28 protein-coding genes and 1 tRNA gene are annotated in these 25,501 nt (G+C 64.3%); 17 read left to right on the forward strand and 12 right to left on the reverse strand.

The genetic code is table 11. The features are described 5' to 3' along the window. Positions 1-507 (reverse strand): elements of external origin (locus MK313_RS05865; protein WP_287780443.1); only part of this gene is annotated, 507 nt, incomplete at its 3' end. A gap of 98 nt (positions 508-605) precedes the next feature. Between MK313_RS05865 and MK313_RS05870 the strand changes: the two genes are divergently transcribed. The 3 genes from MK313_RS05870 (at position 606) to MK313_RS05880 (ending at position 1,892) form a co-directional block, all read left to right on the forward strand. Next, positions 606-827, forward strand: coding sequence for a hypothetical protein (locus MK313_RS05870; RefSeq protein WP_287780444.1), 222 nt, complete (start codon positions 606-608; stop codon positions 825-827). Positions 828-921: 94 nt separating this feature from the next. After that, on the forward strand, positions 922-1,494 hold the full coding sequence (locus MK313_RS05875; RefSeq protein ID WP_287780445.1) for a DUF3489 domain-containing protein: 573 nt from the start codon (positions 922-924) through the stop codon (positions 1,492-1,494). Positions 1,495-1,667: 173 nt separating this feature from the next. Next, the gene (locus tag MK313_RS05880) at positions 1,668-1,892 is read left to right on the forward strand and encodes a hypothetical protein (RefSeq protein WP_287780446.1); all 225 of its coding nucleotides are present in this window, start codon (positions 1,668-1,670) and stop codon (positions 1,890-1,892) included. 28 nt (positions 1,893-1,920) lie between these two features. Here MK313_RS05880 and MK313_RS05885 read toward each other — a convergent pair whose 3' ends face one another. The 9 genes from MK313_RS05885 to MK313_RS05925 form a co-directional block, all read right to left on the reverse strand. Next, positions 1,921-2,127 (reverse strand): hypothetical protein, encoded by a 207-nt coding sequence (locus tag MK313_RS05885; protein WP_287780447.1) that lies wholly within the window; start codon positions 2,125-2,127, stop codon positions 1,921-1,923. A 14-nt stretch (positions 2,128-2,141) separates the two neighbouring features. Then, on the reverse strand, positions 2,142-3,455 hold the full coding sequence (locus MK313_RS05890; RefSeq protein WP_287780448.1) for a DNA modification methylase: 1,314 nt from the start codon (positions 3,453-3,455) through the stop codon (positions 2,142-2,144). After that, on the reverse strand, positions 3,430-3,681 hold the full coding sequence (locus MK313_RS05895; RefSeq protein WP_287780449.1) for a hypothetical protein: 252 nt from the start codon (positions 3,679-3,681) through the stop codon (positions 3,430-3,432). Before MK313_RS05895 ends, MK313_RS05890 begins: the two co-directional genes overlap by 26 nt. A 432-nt stretch (positions 3,682-4,113) precedes the next feature. Further along, on the reverse strand, positions 4,114-4,494 hold the full coding sequence (locus MK313_RS05900) for a DUF6362 family protein (protein WP_287780450.1): 381 nt from the start codon (positions 4,492-4,494) through the stop codon (positions 4,114-4,116). Further along, positions 4,487-4,687 (reverse strand): hypothetical protein, encoded by a 201-nt coding sequence (locus MK313_RS05905; protein ID WP_287780451.1) that lies wholly within the window; start codon positions 4,685-4,687, stop codon positions 4,487-4,489. Before MK313_RS05905 ends, MK313_RS05900 begins: the two co-directional genes overlap by 8 nt. Further along, on the reverse strand, positions 4,684-5,172 hold the full coding sequence (locus MK313_RS05910; RefSeq protein WP_287780492.1) for a crossover junction endodeoxyribonuclease RuvC: 489 nt from the start codon (positions 5,170-5,172) through the stop codon (positions 4,684-4,686). The genes MK313_RS05905 and MK313_RS05910 overlap by 4 nt, the downstream gene beginning before the upstream one ends. Positions 5,173-5,317: 145 nt before the next feature. Further along, positions 5,318-7,675, reverse strand: a complete 2,358-nt coding sequence (locus MK313_RS05915) for a phage/plasmid primase, P4 family (RefSeq protein WP_287780452.1) — start codon at positions 7,673-7,675, stop codon at positions 5,318-5,320. Continuing rightward, complete coding sequence (locus MK313_RS05920) at positions 7,672-8,418, reverse strand: hypothetical protein (RefSeq protein ID WP_287780453.1); 747 nt, start codon at positions 8,416-8,418, stop codon at positions 7,672-7,674. Before MK313_RS05920 ends, MK313_RS05915 begins: the two co-directional genes overlap by 4 nt. Further along, on the reverse strand, positions 8,418-8,702 hold the full coding sequence (locus MK313_RS05925; RefSeq protein ID WP_287780454.1) for a DUF6511 domain-containing protein: 285 nt from the start codon (positions 8,700-8,702) through the stop codon (positions 8,418-8,420). Before MK313_RS05925 ends, MK313_RS05920 begins: the two co-directional genes overlap by 1 nt. A gap of 150 nt (positions 8,703-8,852) precedes the next feature. On the opposite strand from MK313_RS05925, the gene MK313_RS05930 reads away from it, so the two are divergent. From MK313_RS05930 to MK313_RS05995, 14 genes are all read left to right on the forward strand, one after another. Then, on the forward strand, positions 8,853-10,052 hold the full coding sequence (locus MK313_RS05930; RefSeq protein WP_287780455.1) for a hypothetical protein: 1,200 nt from the start codon (positions 8,853-8,855) through the stop codon (positions 10,050-10,052). Further along, complete coding sequence (locus MK313_RS05935; protein ID WP_287780456.1) at positions 10,015-11,145, forward strand: hypothetical protein; 1,131 nt, start codon at positions 10,015-10,017, stop codon at positions 11,143-11,145. The genes MK313_RS05930 and MK313_RS05935 overlap by 38 nt, the downstream gene beginning before the upstream one ends. Positions 11,146-11,313: 168 nt before the next feature. After that, complete coding sequence (locus MK313_RS05940; protein ID WP_287780457.1) at positions 11,314-11,925, forward strand: sigma-70 family RNA polymerase sigma factor; 612 nt, start codon at positions 11,314-11,316, stop codon at positions 11,923-11,925. Positions 11,926-12,103: 178 nt separating this feature from the next. Next, positions 12,104-12,397 carry a hypothetical protein gene (locus MK313_RS05945; protein ID WP_287780458.1) on the forward strand — a complete coding sequence of 98 codons (294 nt, stop codon included), beginning with the start codon at positions 12,104-12,106 and terminating at the stop codon, positions 12,395-12,397. Continuing rightward, positions 12,394-13,290, forward strand: a complete 897-nt coding sequence (locus MK313_RS05950; RefSeq protein WP_287780459.1) for an ATP-binding protein — start codon at positions 12,394-12,396, stop codon at positions 13,288-13,290. The genes MK313_RS05945 and MK313_RS05950 overlap by 4 nt, the downstream gene beginning before the upstream one ends. 2 nt (positions 13,291-13,292) lie before the next feature. Further along, on the forward strand, positions 13,293-13,922 hold the full coding sequence (locus tag MK313_RS05955) for a hypothetical protein (RefSeq protein WP_287780460.1): 630 nt from the start codon (positions 13,293-13,295) through the stop codon (positions 13,920-13,922). A gap of 11 nt (positions 13,923-13,933) precedes the next feature. Next, entirely contained in the window at positions 13,934-15,616 is a 1,683-nt protein-coding gene (locus tag MK313_RS05960) for a DEAD/DEAH box helicase (protein ID WP_287780461.1), read from the forward strand. 196 nt (positions 15,617-15,812) lie between these two features. Then, entirely contained in the window at positions 15,813-16,268 is a 456-nt protein-coding gene (locus MK313_RS05965) for a DUF2924 domain-containing protein (RefSeq protein WP_287780462.1), read from the forward strand. Beyond that, the gene (locus tag MK313_RS05970; protein ID WP_287780463.1) at positions 16,265-17,572 is read left to right on the forward strand and encodes a recombinase family protein; all 1,308 of its coding nucleotides are present in this window, start codon (positions 16,265-16,267) and stop codon (positions 17,570-17,572) included. The genes MK313_RS05965 and MK313_RS05970 overlap by 4 nt, the downstream gene beginning before the upstream one ends. Next, a complete protein-coding gene (locus MK313_RS05975) occupies positions 17,569-18,039 on the forward strand; it encodes a hypothetical protein (protein ID WP_287780464.1) in 471 nt (156 codons plus the stop codon). Before MK313_RS05970 ends, MK313_RS05975 begins: the two co-directional genes overlap by 4 nt. Continuing rightward, positions 18,036-18,551, forward strand: coding sequence for a DUF488 family protein (locus tag MK313_RS05980; RefSeq protein ID WP_287780465.1), 516 nt, complete (start codon positions 18,036-18,038; stop codon positions 18,549-18,551). The genes MK313_RS05975 and MK313_RS05980 overlap by 4 nt, the downstream gene beginning before the upstream one ends. Further along, positions 18,490-19,254, forward strand: coding sequence for a hypothetical protein (locus MK313_RS05985; RefSeq protein ID WP_287780466.1), 765 nt, complete (start codon positions 18,490-18,492; stop codon positions 19,252-19,254). Before MK313_RS05980 ends, MK313_RS05985 begins: the two co-directional genes overlap by 62 nt. A gap of 329 nt (positions 19,255-19,583) precedes the next feature. After that, complete coding sequence (locus MK313_RS05990) at positions 19,584-21,695, forward strand: site-specific DNA-methyltransferase (protein WP_287780467.1); 2,112 nt, start codon at positions 19,584-19,586, stop codon at positions 21,693-21,695. Positions 21,696-21,698: 3 nt separating this feature from the next. Further along, the gene (locus MK313_RS05995) at positions 21,699-24,287 is read left to right on the forward strand and encodes a DEAD/DEAH box helicase (RefSeq protein WP_287780468.1); all 2,589 of its coding nucleotides are present in this window, start codon (positions 21,699-21,701) and stop codon (positions 24,285-24,287) included. 274 nt (positions 24,288-24,561) lie between these two features. Here the strand turns inward: MK313_RS05995 and MK313_RS06000 are convergent. Then, a tRNA-Ser gene (locus MK313_RS06000) sits at positions 24,562-24,653 on the reverse strand. A gap of 160 nt (positions 24,654-24,813) precedes the next feature. Beyond that, positions 24,814-25,434: a glutathione S-transferase family protein gene (locus MK313_RS06005; protein WP_287780469.1), complete on the reverse strand. Its 621-nt coding sequence runs from the start codon at positions 25,432-25,434 to the stop codon at positions 24,814-24,816. Positions 25,435-25,501 lie beyond the last annotated feature (67 nt).

Raw genomic sequence — 25,501 nt, forward strand, 5'->3', positions numbered from 1 at the left:
TTTTTCCAGGACCTTCTGCATGGCGGCTGGCTCAACGCCGAGCTCGGCCGCCATCAGCGCCGCCGCGCGGGACGGCCAATTGACCCATGAGTCCCGTTCCTCGCGCGCGAGCCGAAAGACGAGCGCGGTCGCGCGCGCACGATCGATGAGTTCGCCCTTCATCTTCTGAAGCCGGAGGCGGCGCTCCTGCGCTTTCAGCACCTCGTTCGCCGTCTTGGCTTGCAGGAAGGTCGTGCCACCGCCAGTCGCGGGCGAAGTCAGGCCGCTTTCCCGGAGTGTTTCGCCGACGGCTGAGAGGGCCACGTCGGGCACCGGCTTCAGCTTCGGTGTGGGAGCCTTCCTGGTCTTCGACGGGTCCGTTGTCTCCGCGCGGCGGGCGTCGCTGGCATCGGCATCGATGCTGCCGTCGGAATGGAGGACGAGCCGCTCGGCCGCCTTCGCCTTCTGGATCGCGCCCCGTGAGAGGCCCACACGGGCGGCGTACTGGCGTTCGCTAAGCCCCTGCATATCGACGCAAAATTCCTAATAAAAATGATGCGCTTATCGACTTGATAAGCGCTGCGATCAGAGCCTGTATGGCGTCACCAACAAGGACGGAGACAGCCATGACCAAGACCCCGAACAAGCCGCAGGCGATCGACGCCTTCATCGCCCGGAAGGTGGAGATCGACGCGATGCTGGAGCGGCTCGCCGCTCTCAGCGCGGACCATTTCGACACCAGCCCAGACGAGATCAATTGGGGCCACGTCGGAACGCTCGCCCACTACGCCGCACTTCTGAAGCGCATCACCGACAGCGCCTTCAATGAGGGCGAACACGCCGAGTGATTTCCGGCATCGCCTGAACTCCGGCCGCGCCGCCCTGCGCGGCTCGGGGTCGTAGAAGGGCCGCGATGGTGCGACCCGAGATGGAGACGACCCCATGACCAAGCTTTCCGAGACGCAAGCAGTGATTCTCAGCGCCGCCGCACAGCGCGACGGCCATAATGCCTTGCCGCTTCCGCCAAACCTGCGCGGCGGAGCTGCCGCCAAGGTGGTGGAGACGATGATCGCCAAGGGCCTCATCGAAGAGGTCGACGCCAACCTGCGCGGGGGCAAGCCTGTCTGGCGCGAAACGGGCGACGGCCACGGCGTCACGCTGGTCGCGACCCAAACCGGGCTTGCTGCCATCGGCATCGTGCCGGAGAGCGCCGACAGCGCGCCCACGGGTGACGCAGAAGCGCCCAGCGAGGGAGGAGCGGACAACGCCACGGGCGAGACCAAGGCCGCACCCAAGATGCGAACACCGCGCGAGGGCACCAAGCAGGCCACGCTGATCGCTATGCTCCGCGCACCGGACGGCGCGACCATCGAGGAGATCATGGCCGCGACGGGCTGGCAGTCGCACACAGTACGCGGCGCCATGGCCGGGGCGCTCAAGAAGAAGCTGGGCCTCGCGGTCTCCTCGGAGAAGGTCGAAGGGCGCGGACGGGTCTACAAGTTGCCAGTAGCCTGAAGCCAAAGGATCCGACCACATCATGACCGCCGCCCCGAGTGGGCGGCGGTTTTATCTCCAAGTCCGGCGAACACGTATCTCCTCGAACACCCGCCTGAGCGCATAGCTGCGAGCGATCGACACAACCGTTTATGCTGAGCGCATGATTATGCGGAGTCGTCCGGGCATGCGCGATGCACACGCTCCAGGCCACTGGCGATGTCCGCAAGGTCTCGCTCTGGCTCGGCCATGCCAGCGTCCAGACCACCGAGATGTACCTGCGCGCAGACCCGACCGAAAAGCTCGAGGCACTCACAGCCATGGGTCCGCCAACCCTGAAACGCGGGCGCTTCACCGTGCCGGACAAACTGATGGCGATGCTGAAGGAGGCGAGCAACGACCGGAATTATGCGGAGTGACAACTGCCAAAAGTTCCCGTGGCGCCCGTCAAGGGCGCCACAGACTCCGCATAATCATTCGCTCAGCATAAACGGTTTTATGCCGATCTCGGCATAAAACCGTGAAGATCGCGCCCATCATCATGTTCTGTGCCAACGTCGCATGCAGTCCGAAGAGCGGGAAGACCGCCATCTGCGTCCCCACGGCGACACCGTAGCCGAAAATCACGTTTGCCACGGCCTCGACGAGCGACATGGTACGCGACTGCTTCATGCGGCGTCTGCCGCATCGGATTCACCCAGCCTCTCCTCCCGCACCTCGGAGAAAGTCCGTCCGTCGCCATCGAGAACGGCGGTGCGTCCCGTGTCGGCCTGCCAACGTTCCACGGCGACATCGACATAGGCGGGGCTGATCTCCATCGCGAAGACGCGCCGGCCATTGGCCTCGCCCGCCATGATCTGCGAGCCGGAGCCCGAGAACGGCTCGTAGCAAAGCCCGCCGCGCGACACGTGCTGGCGCATCGGGATCCCGAACGCGTCGAGCGGTTTCGGCGTGGGATGGTCCGGCCGCTCGTCCTTGGCGAAGCTCGGCATCTCCCACGTCGAGGGCAGCGTCTGATCGGCCACCTTCGGCGGGCGGTTCGGTCTGCGCCAGCCCATGAAGCAGGGCTCGTGCTTCCAGAGGTAGTGCGACCGGGTCAGGACGCCGCGGTCCTTCACCCAGATGATCTGTTGATGGACGAAGGCCCCGGCCTTTTCCCAGCAAGCCTCCAGCATCGCCTGGCGGCGCGATGCGTGCCAGCAGTACCAGGCGGCGTCCTCGGTGATGGCTTCCGCCACAGCCGCCGCGATGAAGCCGTCGTAGAGTTCGGCCCCCTGCGAGGAGTCGTCCCAGGTCGTGCCGTAGGACTGCGACCAGTCCTTGTTTCGTGTCGGGTGGTTCGAGCCGTCGTAATCCACCAGATACGGCGGGTCGGTCGCGAAAAGGATCGCTCGCTCGCCGTTCATCAGGCGGCGCACATCGGCAGCGCTGGTGCTGTCGCCGCACAGGAGGCGGTGGTCGCCAAGGATCCAGAGATCACCCGTCCGCGATGCCGGGTTGCGCGGCGGTTCAGGGATGGTCACCGGCGGCACGGAGCCCCCGGCACCACCTTCTTCACCGCCGTCTTCCGCAACGTAGGCCAGCAGCTTGTCGAGCTCGCCGTCGGAGAAGCCGACCAGCGACAGGTCGAAATCCTCGGCCAGCAGATCGTTCAGCTCCGCCGACAGCAGAAGTTCATCCCACTCCGCCCAGTTTGCCGACTGGTTGGCCAGCAGGCGGAACGCCTTGATTTGCGTCTCCGACAGTTCGTCCGCGAGAACGACGGGCACGGTCTCGAGACCGAGCAGACGCGCAGCTTTCAGCCGCAAATGACCATCGACCACCAGCCCGTCGCTGCGCGCGACGATCGGGATGCGGAAGCCGAATTCCACGATGGCCTGCGCCATCCGGTCGACCACATCGTCGTTCTTCCGCGGATTGCGGTCGTATTCGATCAGCCGACCGATGGGCCAGTCTTCAAGCTGCAGGGCGGTGGTCGGCATGGGCGGAACTCTTGAGCATGTGCAGGGTCACCGTCCGGCGCGCATGGATGCTGCAGAACAGGACGAGCTTGGTGACGGGCAGCGGCGGATCGACCGCCTCGACATCGTGAAACACCGTCTCCACCCGCTTATGGCAGGCGCGGCAGAGCGGGATCAGGTTGGTCCGAGACCTGGCGCACGGCGCGACGGCGCCCGCGCTCGCCGCAGTGCCGTGCGCGAGGGTCATGCAGGTTCCTGTCGATGGTCGATCGGCGTCGCCGGGGTGGATACCCGGTGGCTTCCGGACTCCGGATGCCGGGCCGGACTCCACACGGGGTCCAGCAGGTATCCACCTGCGGGGTCCGGCTAGGCGTTTGATTTTACGAAGGTTTCAGGCGATCTGGGGTGGATTCCGGCCGGGGTGGCTTCCCAAAAATCCGGCCCTGTCGCTGGCGATATGCCGCGCTGAGCCCTCCCGAATACAGAGTCGCCAGGAAGGAACCGGAAACTGCCGTGGGGTGGACCCCGGCCGGACCCTCGCTGGACCCCGGGGTCCAGAAGGCCCTGCGTCAACGCAAAGGGGAGAGCGAGCTTTCCAGCGCACTCTCCCCATCTTGCCTTCGGAATAGCATGGATCTGTTGCAGATGTCGAAGGGAAAAGTGTTGCAACACATTGGAGTCAATGTGCATTCAGGCGCGCAGCGATCTTGGTCAGCGCCAGCTGCCAGCGCCGCCAGGCGGTTGTGCGGTCGCAACCCAGCTCGTAGCTGACCTGCTTCCACGGCACGCGCGCGGCACGGGACCAGACCAGCTTGCGCTCCGCTTCCTCGATCCAGAGCACCCAGTCGAAAGTCTGCTCAAGGCGCGTGATCGCAGCCGCCGACGGCCAGATACGCATCGGCTCCGGTTCCATAGCGGCGATCTCGCGGCTGGTCCGCACGATGTCGGGCCAGGTGTTGAAGTAGCCCTGCGCCTTCACCGGCGGCAGCTTGCGCAGGGTGCGGAACGCCTCCTCGAAATGATCGGCGACGCAGTCGGCGGTCCATTCACGATCAGTCATGGCGCGCCTCCCTGTCGCAAGGGCGCGGGCCGTAGAGCTTCTCGCCGAGCTGGCGGACCAGTTCACGCTCGGGCCAGGTGAGGCGGTCGTCATCGGCGGAGACCGCGAGGACGCCCTGTTCCCGCCAGCCATCGCGCTTGACCTGCTCGGGATCGCGGCGCCGGCCGCCGTAGCCATGGGAATGCCATCTCATGCGACACCCCCGTTCGTCTCGATGACCCAGAGCAGCAGCGCGATGGCATCGGCCTCATTGTCATCGGCGGGGCTGAAGCCGCGGGCGCGGACGGCGGCGATCATGGCGGCCTTGTCGGCGTTGCCCTTGGCCGTCGCGTGTCGCTTGATCGTGCCGACGGGGACGCCCTCGTAGGGCACGCCGCGCAGTTCGGCCCATGCAGTCAGCGTGGCCATGAGCCCGCCGTAGATGTGGCTCGCGTCGGTGCCAGCATGGCGGCGGACCTCCTCGAACCAGATCGCGGCGACAGGACCGGACAGCCGGTCGATCTCGGTCAGCCAGTTGGTGAAGCGCAGGTAGCGCATGCCGCCACCGTCGAAGCGGCCGGGACGCAGCGAGACGGTGCCGCTGGTGATCAGGCCGTCATGGCCGCGGATCGCCCAGCCGGTCGAAGTGCCGAGGTCGAGCGCGAGGATGCAGCGGAGCAGTCCACCACCCTCCCGCATCGGAACCGGAGGGTTGGTGACGGGTGTGACGGATGTGACGGATAGTTCCTTATCCGCTCCATAGGCGCGCACATGCGCGCGCGTAACGGTCTTATAGGTATGATCCGTCACATCCGTCACACAGTCTGATTTCATTGGCATTTTCCTATTCTCCCGAGAAAAGGTCAGAGTTGCTGTCGTCGAGGGCGATGCCCCGGAATCCTTTGGCTGCGCGGGTGTTGTGACGCTCGAATCCCCGGACGATCAGGGCTTCCGAGAAGCGCTTGACCGAGCCTGCGAACTCGCCGTTCGCATCGGCCCACGCCTTCCAGTCGGCGAACATCGCGGAGGTGCTGGCGCTGAGGTGCAACCCGACAGAGCAGCGCTCGTCGATCCAGCGACCGATGGCGTCTTCCGCCTCGAAGTAGTCCTCTGTCGCGGCCATCACGGCGGGCGGCGGGCGCAGCCCCGTCCGCTGCCATTCGATGCAGCCCTCGAGCGCCCATGCGAGGATCCCGTCGCGTTCGGCCAGCAGCCTGTCCGCCAGGTGCTTGTCGCGCCGTGCGGGCGGGATGGTGACCGTGAACGGCACCATGTGCAGGCGCCGCTTCATCGCCTCGTCGACGTTGCGGATGGAGGGCTTGTGGTTGCCGACGATCAGCAGCTTGAACTGCGGGATGAACTCGAAGAAATCCTGCCGCATGAAACGGGCCGTGATCTTGTCACCCCCGGTCAGCGCCTTCAGCTTGCTCTCGGCCCAGCGACTGCCTTGTTCGGTCTCGATGGACGTGACGATGCGCGCCCCGCGCAGCCCGGCCATGTCGGTCGGGTGGCGATCACCCTGCGTGGCCATGAACATGTCCATCGGCGCGACGGTGGCATAGTCGCCCAGGATGGCGGTCAGGGTGTTGGCGAAGACGGATTTCCCGTTGGCGCCGGTGCCGTAGAGGAAGAACAGCGCGTGCTCGGTCGTGACGCCGGTCAGGCAGTAGCCCGCCATTCGTTGCAGGTATAATTGCAATTCGCCGTCCCCGCCCGTGACGGTTTCGAGAAAGCCGAGCCAGACGGGGCAGGCGTCGGCGACGGACGCCCCGGCGATCCGGGTCATGAACAGCTCTGGTTCGTGCGGCAGGGATGCGCCGCTGCGCAGGTCGATCACGCCGCCCGGCGTGTTCAACAGCCAGGGATCACGATCCCAGGGCTCGGTGGTGGTGGCATGACGGCGATCGGAACGGGCGAGCCGCTCCACGGCGGAGACTGTCGCGGCGCTGGAGAGTTTCGCCTTGAGCCGTGCCGAGCCCGCGCGCGCAGCTGCCTCACGGCAGATCATCCGGGCCAGATCGAAGGCCTGCAGCGTCTCCTCGCGCCGCCACAGCTTGCCCGACCAGGTCAGCCATTGGCCCCAGCCCGCGACGTAGCGCCATGTCTCGGCGTGGCGGACGGCGAAAGCTGCGGCGAGCGCATCCTCGGTGAAGCGCACCGGCACCGGCCCATCATGCCCCCCGCCAGCAGGGCCGCCGCCATCGGGACCGTCATCCTCGTCATCGATCTCGCCGTTGCGTGCGGCATCGCGTTTCCAGAGGCGTTCGGCTTCTTCGCGCAGCCGTGCCTCCGGCCAGGGAGGGGCAACGCGGGCCGTGTTGTAGGAGACGATTTCCTCCCACGCCTGTTCGCGCGGCACGTGGCCTTCGCGGGCACGGCGGATCCAATAGCCGATGACGCGCGACAGCGCGTCGAACCGGGTGGTGCCATCCACGCCGCCTTCGCGGACCTGGCGGCCGAAAATCTCGGTCACGCTGCCGCGCTCGGTGGCGGCCATGTTGAAGTCGAGCCCGGTCTCGCCCTCCAATGGCGGCATCGCGATGATGGCCTCGAGCAGTTCGCCAAGGTCGTGATCGCGTGGATCTCGGTTCAGGATCTCCACCAACCGCCGCCGGCCCTGTTTGGCATGGATCGATCCTGCCACCCGGATCGGCTGGTGCGCGGAACGGAAGGAGGGATCGCCGCCGACTTTCGCGGCGATCATGTGCCGGGCGCGGCAGACCGTGGCGATGTCGTCGCCTTCGGCGGGTTCTGTCAGGCGCCAGTAGAGGTGCAGCTTCCGCTGCCCCTCGGCGGTGACGCCACCGGACGCGACTTCGAGTGTCGGACATCCGAGATGCTGCACGAGATGGTCGCGCTTCGCGCCGATGTCGCCATGGTCGAGATCGACCAGCACCACCTGCGTCTGCACGATGCTCTCCGCCCGTGCGTCGCCGGGAGCGGCAACGGTGCCGGGGGCCACGAACAGCGCCATTCCGACGCCGCTGGCCCATGTCGCCTGCAGCGCGAGTTTCGCGGCGAGCGTGCCATCCGCTTCGATGAAGGGCACGTGCGGCGGGCCATCGCCCGCGCCTTTCTCGGCCAGAGCACGAACCGGCACCCAGCCGTCGCAGTAGCCGAAAACGACATCTGCATAGACCGCGATCATTTCGGCGTCGGGCGCGACGTCGTCGGGTGCGATGGTGTCGGACGGGACCGTCATGCCCAGCACCGTTCCCGCCACGCACAGAAGCGGCATTCGAAGTGGTCGGGGTCGGCCGTGTGGCGGGGAAGAAGCTCACCCGCATCACAGGCACGCAGGATCGTCACCGCCTTGTCGCTGGCGGACTGGGCGAGTGCGGCATCGAACGGCACGAGTTCGTGCCAGTTCTCGCATGTGTCCTTGTTGACGGCGGTGAAGAGCGCGGGCGTCTCGGTCAGACCGAGATACGCCTGGTAAAGCGCGATCTGCGCGGCGTAGACCGGCTTGGCCTTCGCGACACCGTGCTTGGCGATCTCGCGCCAGTTCTTCGCGTTGGCCGACTTGCACTCCCAGAGCGCCGGAACCGCCATGCCGTTCGGCGCCGCGACCACCACGCCGTCGGCGTGCCCCTGAACACGTCCGCCCACGACCGAAAAGCCGAACTGATCGCCGTGTCGATTGCGCGTGCGAAGGTCGAACCCGGCCTTGCGCAGCCAGGCGATGGCCAGATCTTCCAGGACGTGCCCGAGCGCGAAGATCCGCAGGGACTGACCCGAGAACCCGGCGCCCGGGTCTTTCGGCGTCTTTAGGTATTCGTACTGCAGCCTGCGCTGGCAGACGTCTCCGAGCCTGCTGCCCCCGAGATAGTCGCGCTCGGGGCGTTCGGCCTGTTCCGCGACGAGGGCGTTGTCGATGCAGGCATTGACGGTGTCCGCGAAACTGGGCGGCTTCTCCCGATGGTTGAAATCGAAAGCAGCGTCCATCAGAACGGCACCTCCGGATCGGGCCGGGGTGCGCTGGTCGCCATGGCCTCCTGGAAGCCGTCGACGGTGGCGGTCGCGAGCGCGAGCGCCTGTGCTTCGGACAGATCGGCGAACCGCGTGGTCCAGCCGATCTCGGCCATCAGTTCGGCCATGTTCCTGAGGGCAGCGCGAAGGGCTGCCTGTTCGCGTTCGTCGGGATCGATCATGCGCCGACCCCCGAGGGTGGGCGCCGCTGGCATGCGGGAATGCGGGGTGGCGCGGCGCGCCGAATGGATGCCGGTCATGGGAGAGCTCCAGATGCTCTCCTCACCTACCGGCGGGGGCTTCGGACTGTCGGATCGCGCGCACGGAACTTGCCGTGAACGCAATCTTGTGACGAGCAAGATTCCTTCCTAGTCTTGCGAAAGACGATAATTTCAGGAGCAGCGAGGCCGATGCCCGCATTCAACCCGAGAATTTTCAGCAACCCGGATCGCCTCAAGCAGATCGCCCCTGCGAGACTGAAGGCATTTCTTGAACCGTGGCAGGACTACTTTCAGTCCCGCGGGCTCGACGTTGCCGCGTGGTCGACAGATGACATGCCGCTCGAAGCCATCGCGAATGTCCTGATGAACCCAGACGCGTCGGTCCCTGAGGATATGGTCAACGCGCTCTATTACGTGCACGAAACCGCATCCCATGAGGCGATGGACGAACTGCTCGACCGCGCCGCAGCGGCGGGTATCGAGATCGAAAAGGATCACGAGGTTTCTGTGGCCGATGTCTCGGTCCAGATCTGGCTTGCGCAGCCCATGCTGCTGCAAAGCCAGCATGCCGAGACCGTGGCGTTTCAACGCTCCAACTTCATGTATTTCGCCGGTTCGCGTCCGAAGAAAAAGGCCGCCGAACTCCCGGCCATTACCGACGCCATTGCAAAGACTATGCAGGACCGGATGAACAACTGGTTCGAGGTAAAGCGCCGCGGGCGCAACAGCCGGATATTTGCGTTTCCGCGCGGTGGAAAGATTTGGCTGCTCGTGCGGCACGGCATGCCGATGCGCCGGGAAGGCAAACACCCGGACGACGGTGAAAGTGGGATCGCATTCTATCGGCCTCAACAACATGATGTCTTGATCTACGACAGCGAGACCGACGAGATCGGCGTGAACGCCGGAACGAAGGGCGAGCGGGAACTTTACCTCAAAGTCTTTGGCGAGGCGTTGTTCGGCAGCGAGGATTATTTCGATCGCTCCGAGCGCTACACGCTGGATCCGCTGCGCGAGCTCGGACCGGACTCGATGGCCTATGGGGATATTGAGGGAATTGCCGGTGTGCGTTTCGTGGAGTTTGGCCGTCGCTGGCCGGGGAAGATTTCAGAGATGGAAATCCGTAAGTGCGAGGATCTATTCACGGCCTACGGCGAAAACTGGGGGAAACGGCTTGCTGGCGGCGCGTTCACGCATGCGACGTTCAAGTTTGCGTTTGAAGGGAGCAAACGGGAGCGGTCCGTGACGATCAGGCCCGCGAACATCGCCCGGTATGAGCGGGAATCGGACGAGGAGGTCATCGAAGCCTGGCTGAAGGCGCGCGGGTTCTGGGCTATTGCGGCAGGGACGGATGATGATGAGGATTTCGAAGTTCTGGAAGACGCTTGATGCGCTGACCGATGCAGCGACCGACCGGCGCGAGTGGGCCAGCCTGTTAGGCGATGAATTCGGCTGCGTGGTGGTCGACGAACCTGACTGCCCTCTGCCACTGGTGCGATCGACCGGAACGCCAGCGACGAGTATCTCCTGCCCGTCACCGGGCGGCGAGGGATGTCCCCGTCGAATCGTACACCACGAAGATGGCAGCATCCGTGCTGTCTGCGGAGACAGTCCCAAGGCCTGCGCCGACCTCGATCTGAACATGAGCGACATCATGGTCTATAGCCTCGACCGTGTGGGGTTGGCGCGCAGCATCGCCAGCGCACTCGACCTGTCCAACAGCCCTGCGAGTTTCGACCGCCGCGCGGTCTTCAAAATCGGCTTTCATGATGTGTTTGCCGGCCGTGGCTTTCCGATATTCCTCACAGTGCCTGGACCGGTCCCAAGTGAGGATGCCGCGCAATTCGACGACGTGCTGGCCCACCCGGGCCCGAAGCTGCTGCTGGCCCCGACCACGTCATCCATCCCGGCGCACCTCGCCGCTGGCCTCGATCGGAATGGCGTGTCGCGCCTGGCCCTCGACGATCTGCTCGAACTCAATGATCGCGGGGATTTGCGGCCTTGCCAGCCGACGACCGTAATGTTCGCCGACCTACGCGCTGAGCTCGCACGCGGGATGGAGAACGCGGATTCGAACCTGGCATGGGCGCTGCCGACCGATGCGCGGTGGGAAGAGATCGGCATCCGCTTTGTCGCCGATGAGGTCGTCAATGTGAGCTTCCGGGGCGAGACCCGCAGGTTCGAACCCGATGGTCTCGGGATGAAAAGCGCCAAGGACGGCAAACCGAAAGCAGCGTGGACCTATCTGAAGGCCATCGCGATACAAGGCGGGCGGCTCCCCGTCCATCATGCCAGGAGTGCCGACACCTCGAAGCACCAGAAACAGAAACAGGCCTTGTCCAAGGCGCTGCGAGCCGCATTCGGGATTCCTGACGATCCGCTGCCCACGGTCGGAAGCGATTACGTTGCCCGTTTCGTGGCGAATGCCGACGATCTCCAGCAAGGCATTCAGGGACAGTCCCGACGAAAATTCGCTGGCTGACCTCAAGAATTTCTTCGAAAAAGTTCGCCTCTCAAGCCGCTGAAATCCAACCGGGTTTCAGCGGTTTCTCCTTGTGCTGAGCCCGCCAAGGCCACCGCTCCAACGAAATTTCGCCGGTCCCGGTCACTCGGGCCGCGTGCCCGTCCACCTGGACGAAGGCGAAACTTCATGGAGCGTTTCCACCCCATTTGCGACGCGCGCTCGCGCGTCTCCCGCAACATCACCATCCGGGCTGAACGGCTTGCCCGATCAGGTTCGGTCCCCGGCATGGAGGCCGAGGACATCAAGCAGGACCTGCGTCTGCACCTCTATCGCCGGGATGACAGGTTCGACCCCTCCCGCGGTCAGTACGACACGTTCGCCGACCGCGTTCTGGCCAACCGCATCGCCACGCTGGCCGCGCCGACCGAACGCCTGCGGGCTGAGCGGGCGTGGGTCGATTTCGACACCCCGCCCGAGGGTTGCGGCGATGACGAGACGCTGCCGCTTGCGGAAACCCTGCCTGACAGCGCGATGCCGCATGCCGCCGTCGCGCGTGCGCCGGACGAGGCGTTCGGGCTGGTCCGCGATGTCCAGCGGCTTCTCGCGGGTCTGACACCGACCTGCAGGGATGTCGCGCTGGCGCTGATCGACATGTCGCCCACGGAAGCGGCCGAAGCCCTCGGGATCCACCGCAGCACAGTCTACGCCCGGCTCGGCACGATCCGGAAGGCCGCCGAGGCGCTTGATCTCGCGGCATATCTCGGCGCCGCCCCGACAGTCTCGGAGTCCCGCCGGTAGGTGACAACAGGACCGGCGATGACCCGGTTCCACCAAGTTTCATGCCGGGCCCTCGGAGGAATGCAACACCCCCACGCGGGGAAACACTCCGACCGCAAGCTCCAGGGCGGCGTCAGGCCCGGCAGCAGTCTTGCCGACGATCCCTGGACACCAACCGACGAAAACACGGAGCATCACCATGTTCACGACTTCCCCCCTGAAACGCCTGCGCCAGTCGAGCTGGATGGAGGCGATCCCCGACACGATCAACGTTCCGGCCCTGTCCGACAGGCCGAACCGCGCGGTGCCGATCGAGCGCGCCACTGTGGACGACATCGAGTTCGCGCTTGTCGCCTTGGCTCGGCAGCAGTCCGAGCTCTACCGGCTGACGAATGCGCTTGGCGACGTGTTGAAGATGTCGCGCCGCCAGGGCGCCTGTGGCGCGGACATCGCCATTTCGGCCGCTGTGCGGGATCTGGAGGTCGGCAAGTGAGTTCCCCTTTCGGCGGCGGGCCGCTCCGCATCATCACGGCCGACGAACGCCTGCGCGAGGCGCGCGGTATCAAGGGGGTGCTCACGGGCACCTCCGGCATCGGCAAGACCACGCAACTGCTGACCCTCGATCCGCAGCGAACGCTTTTCCTGAACCTCGAGGCGGGCGAGCTGGCCGTGCAGGGCTGGCCTGGCGATGAGGTCCGCATCCGCGACTGGGAGGTCGCCCGCGATCTCGCCGCCTGGATCGGCGGTGCCAACCCGGCCATGCGGGACGACCAGTCCTATGGGCCCGGGCACTTCGCGCGGGTCTGCGCGGCCTTCGGTCCCGCTAGCCAGCTCGACAAGTACGACACCGTCTTCGTCGACAGCATCTCCGTCGCCTCTCGCATTTGCCTTCAGTGGTGCAAGGGCCAATCCCAGGCCCAGTCCGACCGCACCGGCAAGCCGGATCTCCGCGCGACCTACGGGTTGCTCGGCCAGGAGATGATCGGCTGGCTCACGCATCTGCAGCACACGCCCGCCAAGAACATCTGGCTGGTCGGTCTTCTCGACCGCAAGCTCGACGACTTCGGCAAGCCCTTCTTCTCGATGCAGATCGAGGGATCGAAGACCGGCCTCGAATTGCCCGGCATCGTCGACGAAGTCGTGACTCTGACCGAACTGCGCCCCGAGAAGGGTGACCCGTTCAGGGCATTCATCTGCACCACCATCAACGATTTCGGCCTGCCTGCGAAGGACCGCAGCGGCCGGTTGTCGATGATTGAGCCCGCCCATCTCGGGCGGCTCATGGCGAAGATTCGTGGTCCACGCCCCGATGGCGCTGCCCGCCTGAACTTCGATCTGCCCGCAGCCGCCACCGCACCCAATCCCCCGACGACGAAAGGAGCATGAAAATGGCGAGCGACATGGATTTCAACGGCGCGGACACGCAGGACGCCGCTTTCGACCTCATTCCGGCCAACACGCTGGTCAAGGTCTGCCTCACCGTCCGCCCCGGCGGCGCGGGCCCGGAAGGCTGGCTGACCCAGAGCAAGACCAGCCCAGCCCTCTACCTCAATACCGAGGCAGTCGTGATGGAGGGGCCGTTCGCGCGGCGTCGCATCTACACGCGCATCGGCTTTCGCGGAAAAGCTGCGGGCGGTCCCGGCGACGACACCTACGGCAACCGCGGGCGCGCCATGATCCGCGGCATCCTCGAATCCGCCCGCGGCGTGCGTGCCGACGACCAGTCGAACGCCGCCCGCGCCGCGCGGATGATCCGCAGCCTCGGCGAGTTGAACGGGCTGGAGTTCGTGGCGCGCATCGGCATAGAGCGCGACAAGGACAAGCCCGACGACACCGGGCGCAACGTCATCAAGGCGGCCATCGGCGCCGACCATGCCGAATACGCTCGGGTGATGGGCAGCGTACCCCAGCCACCGCAGCAGGGTCAGTTCACCGCCTCGGGCCCGCAGCTTGCGGACAACGGCATGGGTCAGTCGGGCGCGCCGTCCTCCGGCTCCGCGCCCTTCTGGGCACGCTGAGGGGGACGGCCATGATTCCGCGCGACTATCAGAGGGCGGCGGTCGATGCCGCCCGCGACCGCACCGCCGCACATGGCAACACCATGCTGGTGCTGCCCACCGGGGCGGGAAAGACCGCCATCGCCGGTTTCTACATCGGCGAGGAACTGGAGCAACGCAAACACGACCGCGTTCTGGTGCTGCAGCACACCGACGAGTTGATCGATCAGAACCGCAGCGCCATCGGCACTGTCACCGGAATGCCGACCTCGGTGGTCAAGGCCGAGCAGGACGACTGGGGCGGCCGCATCGTCTTCGGAAGCGTCCAGACGCTGGCGCGCGCCAACCGGCGCGAGCGGATGGCGCCGGTCTCCCATCTGGTCATCGACGAATGCCACCGCTCGGCCGCGCAAAGCTATCAGGCCGTCATCGACGAGGCGCGGGCGCTTAATCCGGAGATCAAGCTGCTCGGGCTCTCGGCCACGCCGGGTCGCGGGGATGGGCGCAGCCTGCGCCGCACCTTCAGCAATGTCGGTTACCATCTGAAGATCGGCACGCTGATCGGTCGCGGTCTCCTGGTGCCGCCTCGCACCTACACCATCGATCTTGGCGTCGAGGACGAGCTGGCCGGGCTGGAGGCCACTGCGGGCGATTTCGACATGCGCGCGGCGGACAAGGTGCTGAACCGCTCGGTGCTGAACGAGGCGGTCGTCGAGCATTGGCAGGCCAAGGCGGCAGACCGGCGCAGCATCTTCTTCTGTGCGACGGTCGACCATGCCGATGCGGTGGCCGAGGCCTTCCGCACGGCGGGCGTCACGGCCGAGACGATCTCCGGTGACATGCCATCGCGGACGCGCGCCGACCTCATCGCCCGGTTCGACCGGGGCGAGGTGCAGGTGCTGACCAACTGCATGGTCCTGACCGAAGGCTTCGACAGCCAGCCGGTTGGCTGCATCGGCATCCTGCGCCCGATGCTGCACAAGGGCACCTTCATCCAGGCGGTCGGGCGCGGCCTGCGCCGGGTCGATCCCGTGCGGTTCCCCGGCATCGTGAAGACCGATTGCGTCGTGCTCGACTTCGCGGGCGCAGCCCTGCGGCACGGGTCGCTGGAGCAGGAGATCACCCTCGACGAGGACGATCCCGAACCCGGCCAGGCCCCGTGGAAACTATGCCCCACCTGCGACGCCGAACTGCCGCTCGGCGCATCGGTCTGCGACTTCTGCGGTCACATCTTCACGCGGGAACGCAGTGAGGCCCGGCTGCTGACTGCTTTCGACATGATGGAGATCGACCTTCTGGAACGATCCCCCTTCGCCTGGTGCGACCTGCATGGCGACGGCCAGGCGATGATGGCGAGCGGGTTCAATGGCTGGGTCGGCGTGTTCCACGACGGCGCGCTCTGGCATGCGCTCGGGCAGCCGAAAGGCAGGGCGATCCGGCCGCTCGCCATCGGCACCCGGGTCCAGGCGCTGGCCGCCGCCGACGATTTCCTGCGCGCCACGGAAACCGGGACCGCCTCGATCAAGAGCCGCCGCTGGCTCAACGACCCGGCAACGATGAAACAGATGGACCTGCTGCAGCGCGCGGGTCACGAGGCCAACGGGCTGGATTTCAGCCTGTCGAAATACGCCGCCAACTGCCATCTGAACTTCCGCTGGAACCGCAGCGCGATCACCGCCGCCGTTCTTGGCCGTGCGGAGCGGTCGGCCGCATGAAACGCCCCAATCCGCTCCCGCCCGACCAGATGACGCCCGCAGAGCGCCGCGCCGAGCTGTGCGGCCTGCTGGCGCTCGGGCTGGTTCGGCTCAAGGCGCGTCAGTCAAGGCAAGTATCTGGCGACCACGGAGAACGTTGCCTACACTATCCGCCTGACCAATGCCGTCATGCAACTCCAACTCACCGGAGAAATGCATGAACAAGCCCGATCCGATTCCCGCGCGCCTGGCGGCGCTCAAGACCACGCCGACGCCCAACCTGAAGAAGCAGTGGCGCGACCTGTTCGACAGCGAGCCGCCACCATTCAATCGACGCTACCTGGAGTCCCGCCTGGCATACCGGATCCAGGAACTCGCCTATGGCGGACTTAAGCCGGAGACGATCCAGCGGCTGGAGCGGCTCGGCGAGGAACTGGACGGCGGCGACCGGGCGAAGCGGAGCATCCGCGCCGATCGCGACCGCCCGATCACCGGCACGCGGCTGATCCGCGAATGGCAGGGCGTCGAGCACGCCGTCACAGTCAAGGCCGACAGCTTCGAATGGCAGGGGCGGCCTTACAAGTCGCTCTCGGCCATCGCCCGTGCCATCACTGGCACGCGCTGGAACGGGTGGGTGTTCTTCGGGCTCAGGAACCGGCGGGGGCAGAGATGACCGACGTGAAGATCAAGCGCCGCTGCGCCGTCTACACCCGCAAATCTTCCGAGGAGGGTCTCGATCAGGAGTTCAACAGCCTGCACGCCCAGCGCGAGGCCTGCGAAGCCTATATCGCCAGCCAGCGCTCCGAGGGCTGGGTGCTGGTCCGCGATCGCTATGACGACGGCGGCATATCCGGCGGCACGCTGGACCGGCCCGGCCTGCAGCGGCTGCTGGAGGACATCGAGGACGGGCTGGTGGACGTGGTCGTTGTCTACAAGATCGACCGACTCAGCCGCTCGCTGGCCGACTTCGCCAAGCTGGTCGAGGTATTCGACCGTAACGGTGTGACCTTCGTCTCGGTGACGCAATCCTTCAACACCACAACGTCGATGGGCCGTCTGACGCTGAACATCCTGCTGAGCTTCGCCCAGTTCGAGCGCGAGGTCACCGCCGAGCGCATCCGTGACAAGGTCGCCGCCAGCCGGAAGAAAGGGATGTGGATGGGCGGCGTCCCACCCTACGGCTACCGGGTGGAGAACCGGAAGCTGGTACTGGACGACGAGCGCGCCGAACATGTCCGCTGGATATTCGAACGGTTTCTTGAGATCGGCTCGGGCACCGAACTGGCGCGCGAGGTCGCGATGCGCAATATGCGCACGCCCCGTGGGAACAGCGTCGACAAGAAACATATTTACCGGATGCTGAACAACCGTACCTATATCGGCGAAGCGATCCACAAGGGCAGCAGCTATCCCGGCGAACATGACGCCATCATCGATCGTAAGACATGGGACCGCGTCCACATCATCCTGCAGGAGAGCCCCCGTAGGCGCGCCGCGCGAAGCCGCGCCAATACGCCGGCACTGCTGAAAGGCCTCCTGTATGGTCCCGATGGCGCCGCCTTTTCCGCCACTCATACTCGGAGGGAAGGCAGGCTCTACCGCTACTATGTAAGCCAGACGGTACTGAATCATGGCGCCGGGTCCTGCCCTGTGGGGCGCGTCCCCGCTGGCAAGATCGAGGCCGCCGTTATCGACCAGCTTCGCGTCGTATTCCGCCAGCCGGAGATCATCGCCGGAACGTGGAAAGTCGCGCGTGCGCATGCCGACGACATTACCGAAGCCAACGCCCGCGCGGCCTTGCAGCAGCTCGACCCGCTGTGGGACGAACTCTTCCCCGCCGAGCAGGCGCGCATTGTCACGCTGCTGGTCGAGCGCGTGGACATCGGCACCGGTGGACTCAATGTCCGGCTGCGCGTCGACGGCCTTGGTGGCCTCGCTCGCGAGATGCTGGCCGGGGGTATCGGAGAAGCGGCATGACCCGCGCGACGCCGATTTCTGAAACCGTGACGCTCCACGTCCCATACCGCGTCGTGAAGCGCGGCGGGCGCAAGGAAATTCAGCTGCCCGATGGCGTCCAGCCAGACCGCAAGGCGGACAGCACGCTGGTCAAAGCGCTGGCTCGCGCCTTCCGCTGGAAGCGGATGCTCGAGGCGGGTGAGTTCGCCACCATCGCCGAACTAGCCGAGCGCGAGGGAATCGCCGCTCCATACCTCACGAGGATGATGCGCCTGTCGCATCTGTCCCCAGAACTGGTTGAGTCGATCCTCGACGGACATCAGCCGCGTCACCTGACACTGGAAGTCCTGCGGCAACCTCTGCCGGAAGACTGGACCGAGCAGAAGCGTTCGCTTGGCGCACCTGCGACACCTCAAGATCTGCAGCAAATCAGGGGATTCACGTCGGAACCAAGGCATGTTACCGTCAAAGAAAAGAGGCAGGCATGAGCGTAGTATTCACGGTTGGCTATGAGGGAACCGACATTGTTCAGTTCGTCCGGACGCTGAAAGCGGCTGGCGTTGAAAGGTTGGCCGATGTTCGCGCGGTCGCTGCCTCGCGCAAGGCCGGCTTCTCAAAAACCAAGCTGGCCGCGCGTCTTGCCGACGAAGGCATCGAGTATTCGCATTTCATCGCCCTTGGCGATCCCAAGCCCGGCCGCGAGGCAGCCCGGGCCGGAGATTTTGATCTTTTTCGCTCCATTTACGGCGCGCATATCGAAACGACCCCAGCGCAAGAATCGCTGCGGGAATTGATCGATTTCGTTCAGGATGCGCCGACTTGCCTGCTCTGTTTCGAGCGCGATCCGGAAACCTGCCACAGGACAATCGTTGCGCACGAAGTGATCGAAGAGACGGGCTTCGAGGTATTCAATCTGTTTGCTGATGATCCGGAGCGATATGTCCGTCACGCTGCAAAACTGCCGCGTTTCCATTCTGGTGAAGGCCTTACCGCAGCGTAGCGCCAACCACGGGGAAACTGTCTGCTGCGCCGGGGTAACAGCCCACGGTGAATTCAAGCGCCTGTTCCCAATCCGATTTCGACACCTTTCCGACGGCGCTGCGTTCAAGCGCTGGGACTGGGTCGATTTCAAGTTCAGGCCGCCGACCAGCGATCGTCGTGCGGAGAGCTGCCATGTGATGGAAGACAGCATCACCGTGAACGGCAGCATGTCGCCGAAGGATCGAGCGTCGTTTCTCAGCCCGCTCGTGTCTGCCTCCATCAAGGAAGCCGAGGCGGGTGGCAGGTCGCTTGCGCTGATCCGGCCGCGACACACGCGATTTTTCTACAAGGCGAAGAAACCAGAGGAGATCGCGCAGGAACGGCGATTGTATGCGGAGGCCGCGCGCCAGGGGTCGTTCTTCGATGAGCAACTGAAAGCGCTCGAACCCAGTCCCTATGATTTCCGCTTCAAGTTCGAAGATGCCACGGGCCCCCACGACTGCGCGAATGGCGATTGGGAAGCCCACGCCATGTTCTTCAACGGCCGTCGGCGGGAGGGCTCCGACCAGGCTGCGCTTGACTGGATGAGCAAGACCTTCAACGAGAAATACCCTCGGAAAGGCATGTTGTTCTGTGTCGGCAACATGGCCAAGCGCCCTCATACATGGCAGCTGCTCGGTGTCCTTCGTGTGGACGACACCGGCCAGACGTCGCTGTTCTGAAAATCGGATGGCCATTGTTGTCCATCCTGGCGCAGACAGTAGCCGAGGACTGCGGGCGCAAGCCGCCATTCGGCTTGCTTCATCATGCACTTGCGGTTTAGTCTCCGCGCGTAAACGGCGGCTCTGTCAGCTCATTTTCGCAGGGCGTTCGGCAAGTCCGTCGCCGCCTGACAGGACATAGAATTGATGACAGCCGCGACCGCGATCCCTACCACCTTGCCTGCCCAACGGTCGCCTGCGGTCGAACGCGCGCATGCCTTGCTCCGCATGTCGCGCGCGGGGCATCACGGGTGCGGTGCAGCTGCGGGTGAGGGGCACGAGGACTGGCAATGTCGCGTCTGACGGATCTGATTGCCCGGGCAAAGGCCAGGGACAGCGCTCTGGGAGAAGAGCTCGAGCGGGAGTTCAAGGCGCTGGCGTCGCGGCGGGCCTTTGGTCTGAACTTCGAACGACACCGCCCCGAAAGCGTGGAACTGCCCGGCCGCCCCGTGCGGCGGGGCGACAAGGTACGCATCCTGCCGCCGCGGGGCTCTGTCCAGCGCGCAGACCAGCGGCTGTGGCGCGTCAAGCGAATTGAAGGCGAAGGCGAGACGCGAATGGCGCTGGTCGAGCTGATCGACGCCGAGGCGCCAGCGACAGTGGAGGTCGCGGTCGCCGATCTGGTCGTGGTGGCCGAGTTCCGGGATTACATCTACCCCGGCCTGGTCAGCACCGGGCGGGTGGAGCGCAGCGTCGACAAGCCGTTCCACACGGTGATCAACGGCGAGAACTTCCATGTGCTGGAGGCGCTGACCTATACCCATCGCGGCAAGATCGACGCCATCTACATCGACCCGCCCTACAATACCGGCGCGCGGGACTGGAAATACAACAACGATTATGTCGAGGCAGAGGACTTATATCGGCACTCGAAATGGCTGGCAATGATGGAGCGACGACTGCAGGTAGCAAGGCAGCTCCTAAATCCTATGTCATCCGTTCTCATCGTCACAATTGACGAGAAGGAAATTCATCGAATCGCACTTCTGCTGGAGCAAATGTTTCCGGATGGAAATTTGCAAACGGTCGCTGCTGTGATTAACCCGCAAGGCACCGGACGGGTAAATGAATTCTCCCGCACCCATGAATACGTCATCTTTGTCATGTTTGGGGACATTCAACTCATTCCCCAAAGCGACAATATGTTCGATCGCGATGAGCGTGAGAACGATGTTCCGATCGAATGGCGCAATCTGCGAAGGAGAGAACGAGAAAGCGTCCGTGGGTCTCGCCCAAACCAGTTCTATGCAGTCTTCGTAGATATCGAGTCCGGCTTGATTCACTCCGTGGGGGACCCGCTGAGTGACGATATAGATATCACAACGATAGTCGCGCCAGCAGGAACGCGGGCGATCTTTCCAATGACGCCTGACGGCAGAGAGATGATTTGGGGCATTGTCCCCGACAGGCTCCGCTATCTGGCGAGCAAATCGTTTGCTCGCGTAAAGAACGGCGATCTGGTTCAGTTTCTTAATGCCGGGACTGTAGGGGCTATCGAAGAAGGCAGGGTCGAAATATCGGGAAAGGATCGATGGGGTGGCGTAGATGCGCGTTATTCTGCGGGAAGCAAGAGACTTATGCCCAAGACGGTATGGGTTCGCGAAGCTCACAATGCACAGGCATCCGGCACGCTCTTGCTCAAACGGTTGATCGGCTCTCGGACCTTCCCATTCCCCAAGTCGTTGCACGCTGTAGAAGACTGTCTTCGCTTCTTCGTTTCAGCGAAGACTGATGCCATTGTCCTCGACTTTTTCTCCGGCTCGGGCACCACGGCACATGCAGTCATGCGCCTCAACCGGCAGGATGGTGGGCGACGACAGTGCATCTCGGTTACCAACAACGAGGTCGCGGCCGACGAACAAGCTGCCCTGCGTAGGTCGGGCCTTCGACCAGCTGATCCGGATTGGGAAATGTGCGGCATCTGCGATTACATCACAAAGCCTCGCATAGCATCAGCGATTACCGGCAAAACGCCGGACGGCAAGGACATTGAAGGTGAGTATCGGTTCATCGACGAATTCCCGATGGCCGAGGGGTTCGAAGAAAACGCCGAGTTCTTCACCTTGACCTACGAAGCACCCGTTGCCGTCAGCCACAACCTCGCCTTCCAGCGCATCGCGCCGCTGTTGTGGATGCGCGCCGGATCGCAGGGGCGCCGCATCGACGATCTTCCCGCCACCGGCTGGGACGTGGCCGACACCTACGGTCTGCTCGTCGACCTGGACCGCGCCGCCGCGTTTTGCGACGCGGCAGCCGCCCAGCCGACACTGCGCATCGCCTACGTCGTGACAGATGACGACCGCCGGTTCCAGGCGGTGGCGCGCGCGCTGCCCGACAGCGTCGAGCCGGTGCGGCTCTACGAGTCCTACCTCTCCAATTTCCGCTTTTCTATGGGCCGCTGAGCCATGAAGTTCACACTCAAGGATTATCAGGAAGAAGCCGTTCGGGAGGTTCTGGTCAACCTCAAGAAGGCGTCGCGTCGCTGGCGCGAAGACGGCGACAAACATGCCTTCTCGCTGACGGCCACCACGGGCGCGGGCAAGACCGTCATGGCGGCGGCCGTGTTCGAGGCGCTGTTCCACGGCGACGACAATTACGACATCGAGCCTGACCCGGGTGCAGTGGTGATCTGGTTCAGCGACGATCCGTCCCTGAACGAGCAGTCACGTTTCCGCCTGCTCGAGGCGTCGGACAGACTGTCGATCTCGGACCTTGTGGTGGTGCAAAGCACGTTCCAGCGCGAGGTGCTGGAACCGGGAAAGGTCTATTTCCTGAACACACAGAAGCTGAGCAAGTCTAGCCTCCTGGTGCGTGGACACGATCCCGACGATGAGGGGATCGAGAAGGACGGCCAGATCCGGCTGATGCCCGACAGTCGCTCCTTCACCATCTGGGACACGATCCAGAACACCATCGATGATCCGGCGCTGACGCTTTACCTCGTGCTCGACGAGGCGCATCGCGGGATGCGCGCCGCGACCGGCGCGGGCGAGAAGACCACTATCGTCAAGCGGTTGATCAACGGCTCGGGACCGGTCCCCGGTATCCCGGTCGTCTGGGGCATCTCGGCGACGGTCGAGCGGTTCAACGCGGCGATGACCGACATGACGGGCCGCGCGACCCTGCCGAACGTGGTGGTGGATTCCGCCAAGGTCCAGGCGTCAGGTCTGCTGAAGGATACGATCATCCTGGACGTGCCGAAGGAGGCGGGGCAGTTCGATACCGTGCTGGTGCGCCGCGGCACCGACAAGCTGAAGGAGATATCCTCCGCTTGGGAGGCTTATGGCCAGCAGCAGGACGATGCCGGAACAGTGCTGCCCCTGATGGTTTTGCAGGTCCCTAACGCCCCCGATCACAACGACATCGGCAGAGCACTCGACACCATCTTCACGCAGTGGCCGGACTTGCCCGAGGATGCGGTGGCGCATGTGTTCGGGGAACACTCCACCCAGACCTTCGGCCGCCACACCGTGCCCTACATCTCGCCCGAACGCGTTCAGGAATCGACGTGGGTCCGGATCCTGATCGCGAAGGACGCCATCAGCACGGGTTGGGACTGTCCGCGTGCCGAAGTCATGGTGTCGTTCCGGCCCGCTCGGGACAAGACGCACATAACGCAGCTGCTGGGGCGCATGGTGCGCACACCACTGGCGCGGCGGATCCCGGGCAACGAACGACTGAACTCCGTCGATTGCCTGCTCCCGTTCTTCGACGAAGCCTCGGTCAAGGACGTCGCTAAGGCGCTGATGTCCGGTGGGGACGGTGGCGACGACCTGCCGGGTCGCCGCGTGCTGATCAACCCCGTCGAGTTGAAGCCGAATCCGTCGATCCCGGAGTCGGTGTGGGACAAGCTGCTCTCGCTGCCGTCCCAATCCCTGCCAAAGCGGCATGCCCGTCCAGTCAAGAGACTGACCTCGCTGGCGCATGAGCTGGCCGTGGATGGCCTGCTCGAGGACGCTGGCAAGGCTGCCCATGCGGAAATGCACAAGGTGCTCGATGGCGCCAGAGCGCGCTACAAGACGGAAATCGAGACTGCCCGCAAATCGGTCCTGACAGTCGAAGGCAAGAGCCTGAAGGCCGACCTGAAAGGCGGGGGCATGTCGTTCGACGACTTCCTCGAGGAAGCGGACTATGCCGTGATCGAGGACGCGTATCGCAGGGCGGGCCGCGCGATCAGTCCGGATCTCGCGACGTCGTACAGCGACTACCTGGCGCGGAACGAAGGCGATTCGGACGACATGGAAGCCGCTCTCATCGAGGCGCATGTCACGATTGGCGCTCTGGGCTTGGTTCCCGGTATCCGAGAGACGCTTGAAGCTGAGGCCGAGAAGCTGGCGAACCAATGGCTCACTCGCTTCCGCGTCGACATCAAGAACCTCTCCGACGAGCGTCAGGACGTGTATCGGCAGATCCGGGAGATGAGCGCCAATCCCATGGATGTGGATCTGGCTCGACCGACGTCTTGGATGCAGCCGACGACGATCCGCGAGGCGAACGGCTCAGAGACCCCGCTGCCATCGTTCGAGCGGCACATGCTGTGCGATGATCATGGGATGTTCCCCGAGGACTTCAATTCCTGGGAAGGTGAAGTCGTGAAATCCGAGCTCGCGCGGGCAGGAGCCGTCGCCTGGTACAGGAACCCGTCGCGCGCCAGCCAGGACTCACTCGGTATAATCTACGAGGATGGGGGGGAACCGAAGATAGTCCGGCCCGACTTCATTTTTTTCGTTCAGCAGGACGATGGGACCGTTGCCGCCGATATCGTCGATCCGCACGGCATTCAGTTCGGCGACGCGATGCCGAAGCTCAAGGGCCTGGCGCAGTACGCCGAACGCTTCGGCGATCAGTATCGTCGGATCGAGGCAGTTGCGAAGATCGGCGACAAGTTCCGTGTTCTAGACCTGAAGGAAGCCGCGACGCGCGCTTCGGTCTCTACCGCGACAACCATCAAGGCGCTGTATGAAAGCGCGGATGCATTCGACTACTTGCCCTGAACATCACAGAGTTCGACGCCGGTTCCCTGCGGCATGGATATGGCTTCCACAACGGTTACACATGATCTGCGACCCAAAACCATTGATTATCAATATCTTGATCGGCTTAACCGGACCGCGCGCGGTTAACAGGTCTGGAGAATATCGGCCCGGAGAGAACGCATGCGCGCGCTTCGGGGCGTAGGCCGGTTAACAGCCCCTCCCGCATAACCCTCGGCAACAACAAAAAAATCCGGCCGGAGCCGGATCGGTAGAAGTATTCTTCAAGGTAAATTGGCGGAGGGGATGGGATTCGAACCCACGATACAGTTTAACCTGTATAACGGTTTAGCAAACCGTCGCCTTCAGCCACTCGGCCACCCCTCCGCCGTGAGCGGCTTACGTTCACGACGTATGCGGAGGCCCCTTCTATAGACCGCCCCTGCCCCTGTCAACGAGAGATGGCGTATCCGTCTGAGGGGGCTGAAAAAAGCCGGAAGAGCCCGCCCCGGCGCGCGATCGGCCGGGGCGGAATCGTCTCTGAGGATCAGGCCGGAACCGCCATGCCCTTTTGCACGGCAGGCCGCGCGCCAACATCATCGAACCAGCGCTTCAGGTTCGGATAATTGGCCCAGTCGATGCCGTGCCATTCCCAGCGCGAAACCCACGGATAGGTGGCCACATCGGCGATGGTGTACTCCTGCCCGGCAAGGTAGGGCACCTCGCCCAGCCGCTTGTCCATGACGCCATAGATGCGGTGCGTCTCGTTGGTGTAGCGGTCGATGGCGTAGGGCACCTGCTCCTTGGCGAAGCGGCGGAAATGGTGAGCCTGGCCGAACATCGGGCCGACGCCGGCCATCTGGAACATCAGCCACACCATGGTCTCGTAGCGGGCAGCCGGATCGGCGGGCAGCAGCTTGCCGGTCTTCTCCGCCAGGTAGAACAGGATGGCGCCGCTCTCGAACAGGCTGATCGGCTTGCCGCCCGGCCCCTCCGGATCGACGATGGCGGGAATCTTGTTGTTCGGGCTGACCTTCAGGAAGTCCGGCGCGAACTGCTCGTCCTTGCTGATGTTCACGCTGTGCGTGTTGTAGGGCAGGCCGACCTCCTCCAGCATGATGGAGACCTTGCGGCCATTCGGCGTACCCCAGGTATAAAGCTCGATCATTTCGGTTCCTTAGTGATGGTTAAGGATGGATGGCCGCACCTTAGTGCATCGGCCGTCCTGTGGGAAC

It is taken from the genome of Oceanibaculum sp., assembly GCF_022449305.1.
Classification (GTDB): domain Bacteria; phylum Pseudomonadota; class Alphaproteobacteria; order Oceanibaculales; family Oceanibaculaceae; genus Oceanibaculum; species Oceanibaculum indicum.

Coding starts and splice junctions, on each gene's coding strand:
- MK313_RS05940 (WP_287780457.1), top strand. CDS start 11,314: ATGGAGCGTTTCCACCCCATTTGCGACGCGCGCTCGCGCGTCTCCCGC.
- MK313_RS05960 (WP_287780461.1), top strand. CDS start 13,934: ATGATTCCGCGCGACTATCAGAGGGCGGCGGTCGATGCCGCCCGCGAC.
- MK313_RS05910 (WP_287780492.1), bottom strand. CDS start 5,172: ATGCGGGAGGGTGGTGGACTGCTCCGCTGCATCCTCGCGCTCGACCTC.
- MK313_RS05935 (WP_287780456.1), top strand. CDS start 10,015: ATGATGATGAGGATTTCGAAGTTCTGGAAGACGCTTGATGCGCTGACC.
- MK313_RS05920 (WP_287780453.1), bottom strand. CDS start 8,418: ATGGACGCTGCTTTCGATTTCAACCATCGGGAGAAGCCGCCCAGTTTC.
- MK313_RS05880 (WP_287780446.1), top strand. CDS start 1,668: ATGCACACGCTCCAGGCCACTGGCGATGTCCGCAAGGTCTCGCTCTGG.
- MK313_RS05870 (WP_287780444.1), top strand. CDS start 606: ATGACCAAGACCCCGAACAAGCCGCAGGCGATCGACGCCTTCATCGCC.
- MK313_RS05995 (WP_287780468.1), top strand. CDS start 21,699: ATGAAGTTCACACTCAAGGATTATCAGGAAGAAGCCGTTCGGGAGGTT.
- MK313_RS05990 (WP_287780467.1), top strand. CDS start 19,584: ATGTCGCGTCTGACGGATCTGATTGCCCGGGCAAAGGCCAGGGACAGC.
- MK313_RS05965 (WP_287780462.1), top strand. CDS start 15,813: ATGAACAAGCCCGATCCGATTCCCGCGCGCCTGGCGGCGCTCAAGACC.
- MK313_RS05915 (WP_287780452.1), bottom strand. CDS start 7,675: ATGACGGTCCCGTCCGACACCATCGCACCCGACGACGTCGCGCCCGAC.
- MK313_RS05980 (WP_287780465.1), top strand. CDS start 18,036: ATGAGCGTAGTATTCACGGTTGGCTATGAGGGAACCGACATTGTTCAG.
- MK313_RS05885 (WP_287780447.1), bottom strand. CDS start 2,127: ATGTCGCTCGTCGAGGCCGTGGCAAACGTGATTTTCGGCTACGGTGTC.
- MK313_RS06005 (WP_287780469.1), bottom strand. CDS start 25,434: ATGATCGAGCTTTATACCTGGGGTACGCCGAATGGCCGCAAGGTCTCC.
- MK313_RS05875 (WP_287780445.1), top strand. CDS start 922: ATGACCAAGCTTTCCGAGACGCAAGCAGTGATTCTCAGCGCCGCCGCA.
- MK313_RS05900 (WP_287780450.1), bottom strand. CDS start 4,494: ATGACTGATCGTGAATGGACCGCCGACTGCGTCGCCGATCATTTCGAG.
- MK313_RS05905 (WP_287780451.1), bottom strand. CDS start 4,687: ATGAGATGGCATTCCCATGGCTACGGCGGCCGGCGCCGCGATCCCGAG.
- MK313_RS05890 (WP_287780448.1), bottom strand. CDS start 3,455: ATGCCGACCACCGCCCTGCAGCTTGAAGACTGGCCCATCGGTCGGCTG.
- MK313_RS05985 (WP_287780466.1), top strand. CDS start 18,490: ATGTCCGTCACGCTGCAAAACTGCCGCGTTTCCATTCTGGTGAAGGCC.
- MK313_RS05895 (WP_287780449.1), bottom strand. CDS start 3,681: ATGACCCTCGCGCACGGCACTGCGGCGAGCGCGGGCGCCGTCGCGCCG.
- MK313_RS05975 (WP_287780464.1), top strand. CDS start 17,569: ATGACCCGCGCGACGCCGATTTCTGAAACCGTGACGCTCCACGTCCCA.
- MK313_RS05955 (WP_287780460.1), top strand. CDS start 13,293: ATGGCGAGCGACATGGATTTCAACGGCGCGGACACGCAGGACGCCGCT.
- MK313_RS05925 (WP_287780454.1), bottom strand. CDS start 8,702: ATGACCGGCATCCATTCGGCGCGCCGCGCCACCCCGCATTCCCGCATG.
- MK313_RS05930 (WP_287780455.1), top strand. CDS start 8,853: ATGCCCGCATTCAACCCGAGAATTTTCAGCAACCCGGATCGCCTCAAG.
- MK313_RS05970 (WP_287780463.1), top strand. CDS start 16,265: ATGACCGACGTGAAGATCAAGCGCCGCTGCGCCGTCTACACCCGCAAA.
- MK313_RS05945 (WP_287780458.1), top strand. CDS start 12,104: ATGTTCACGACTTCCCCCCTGAAACGCCTGCGCCAGTCGAGCTGGATG.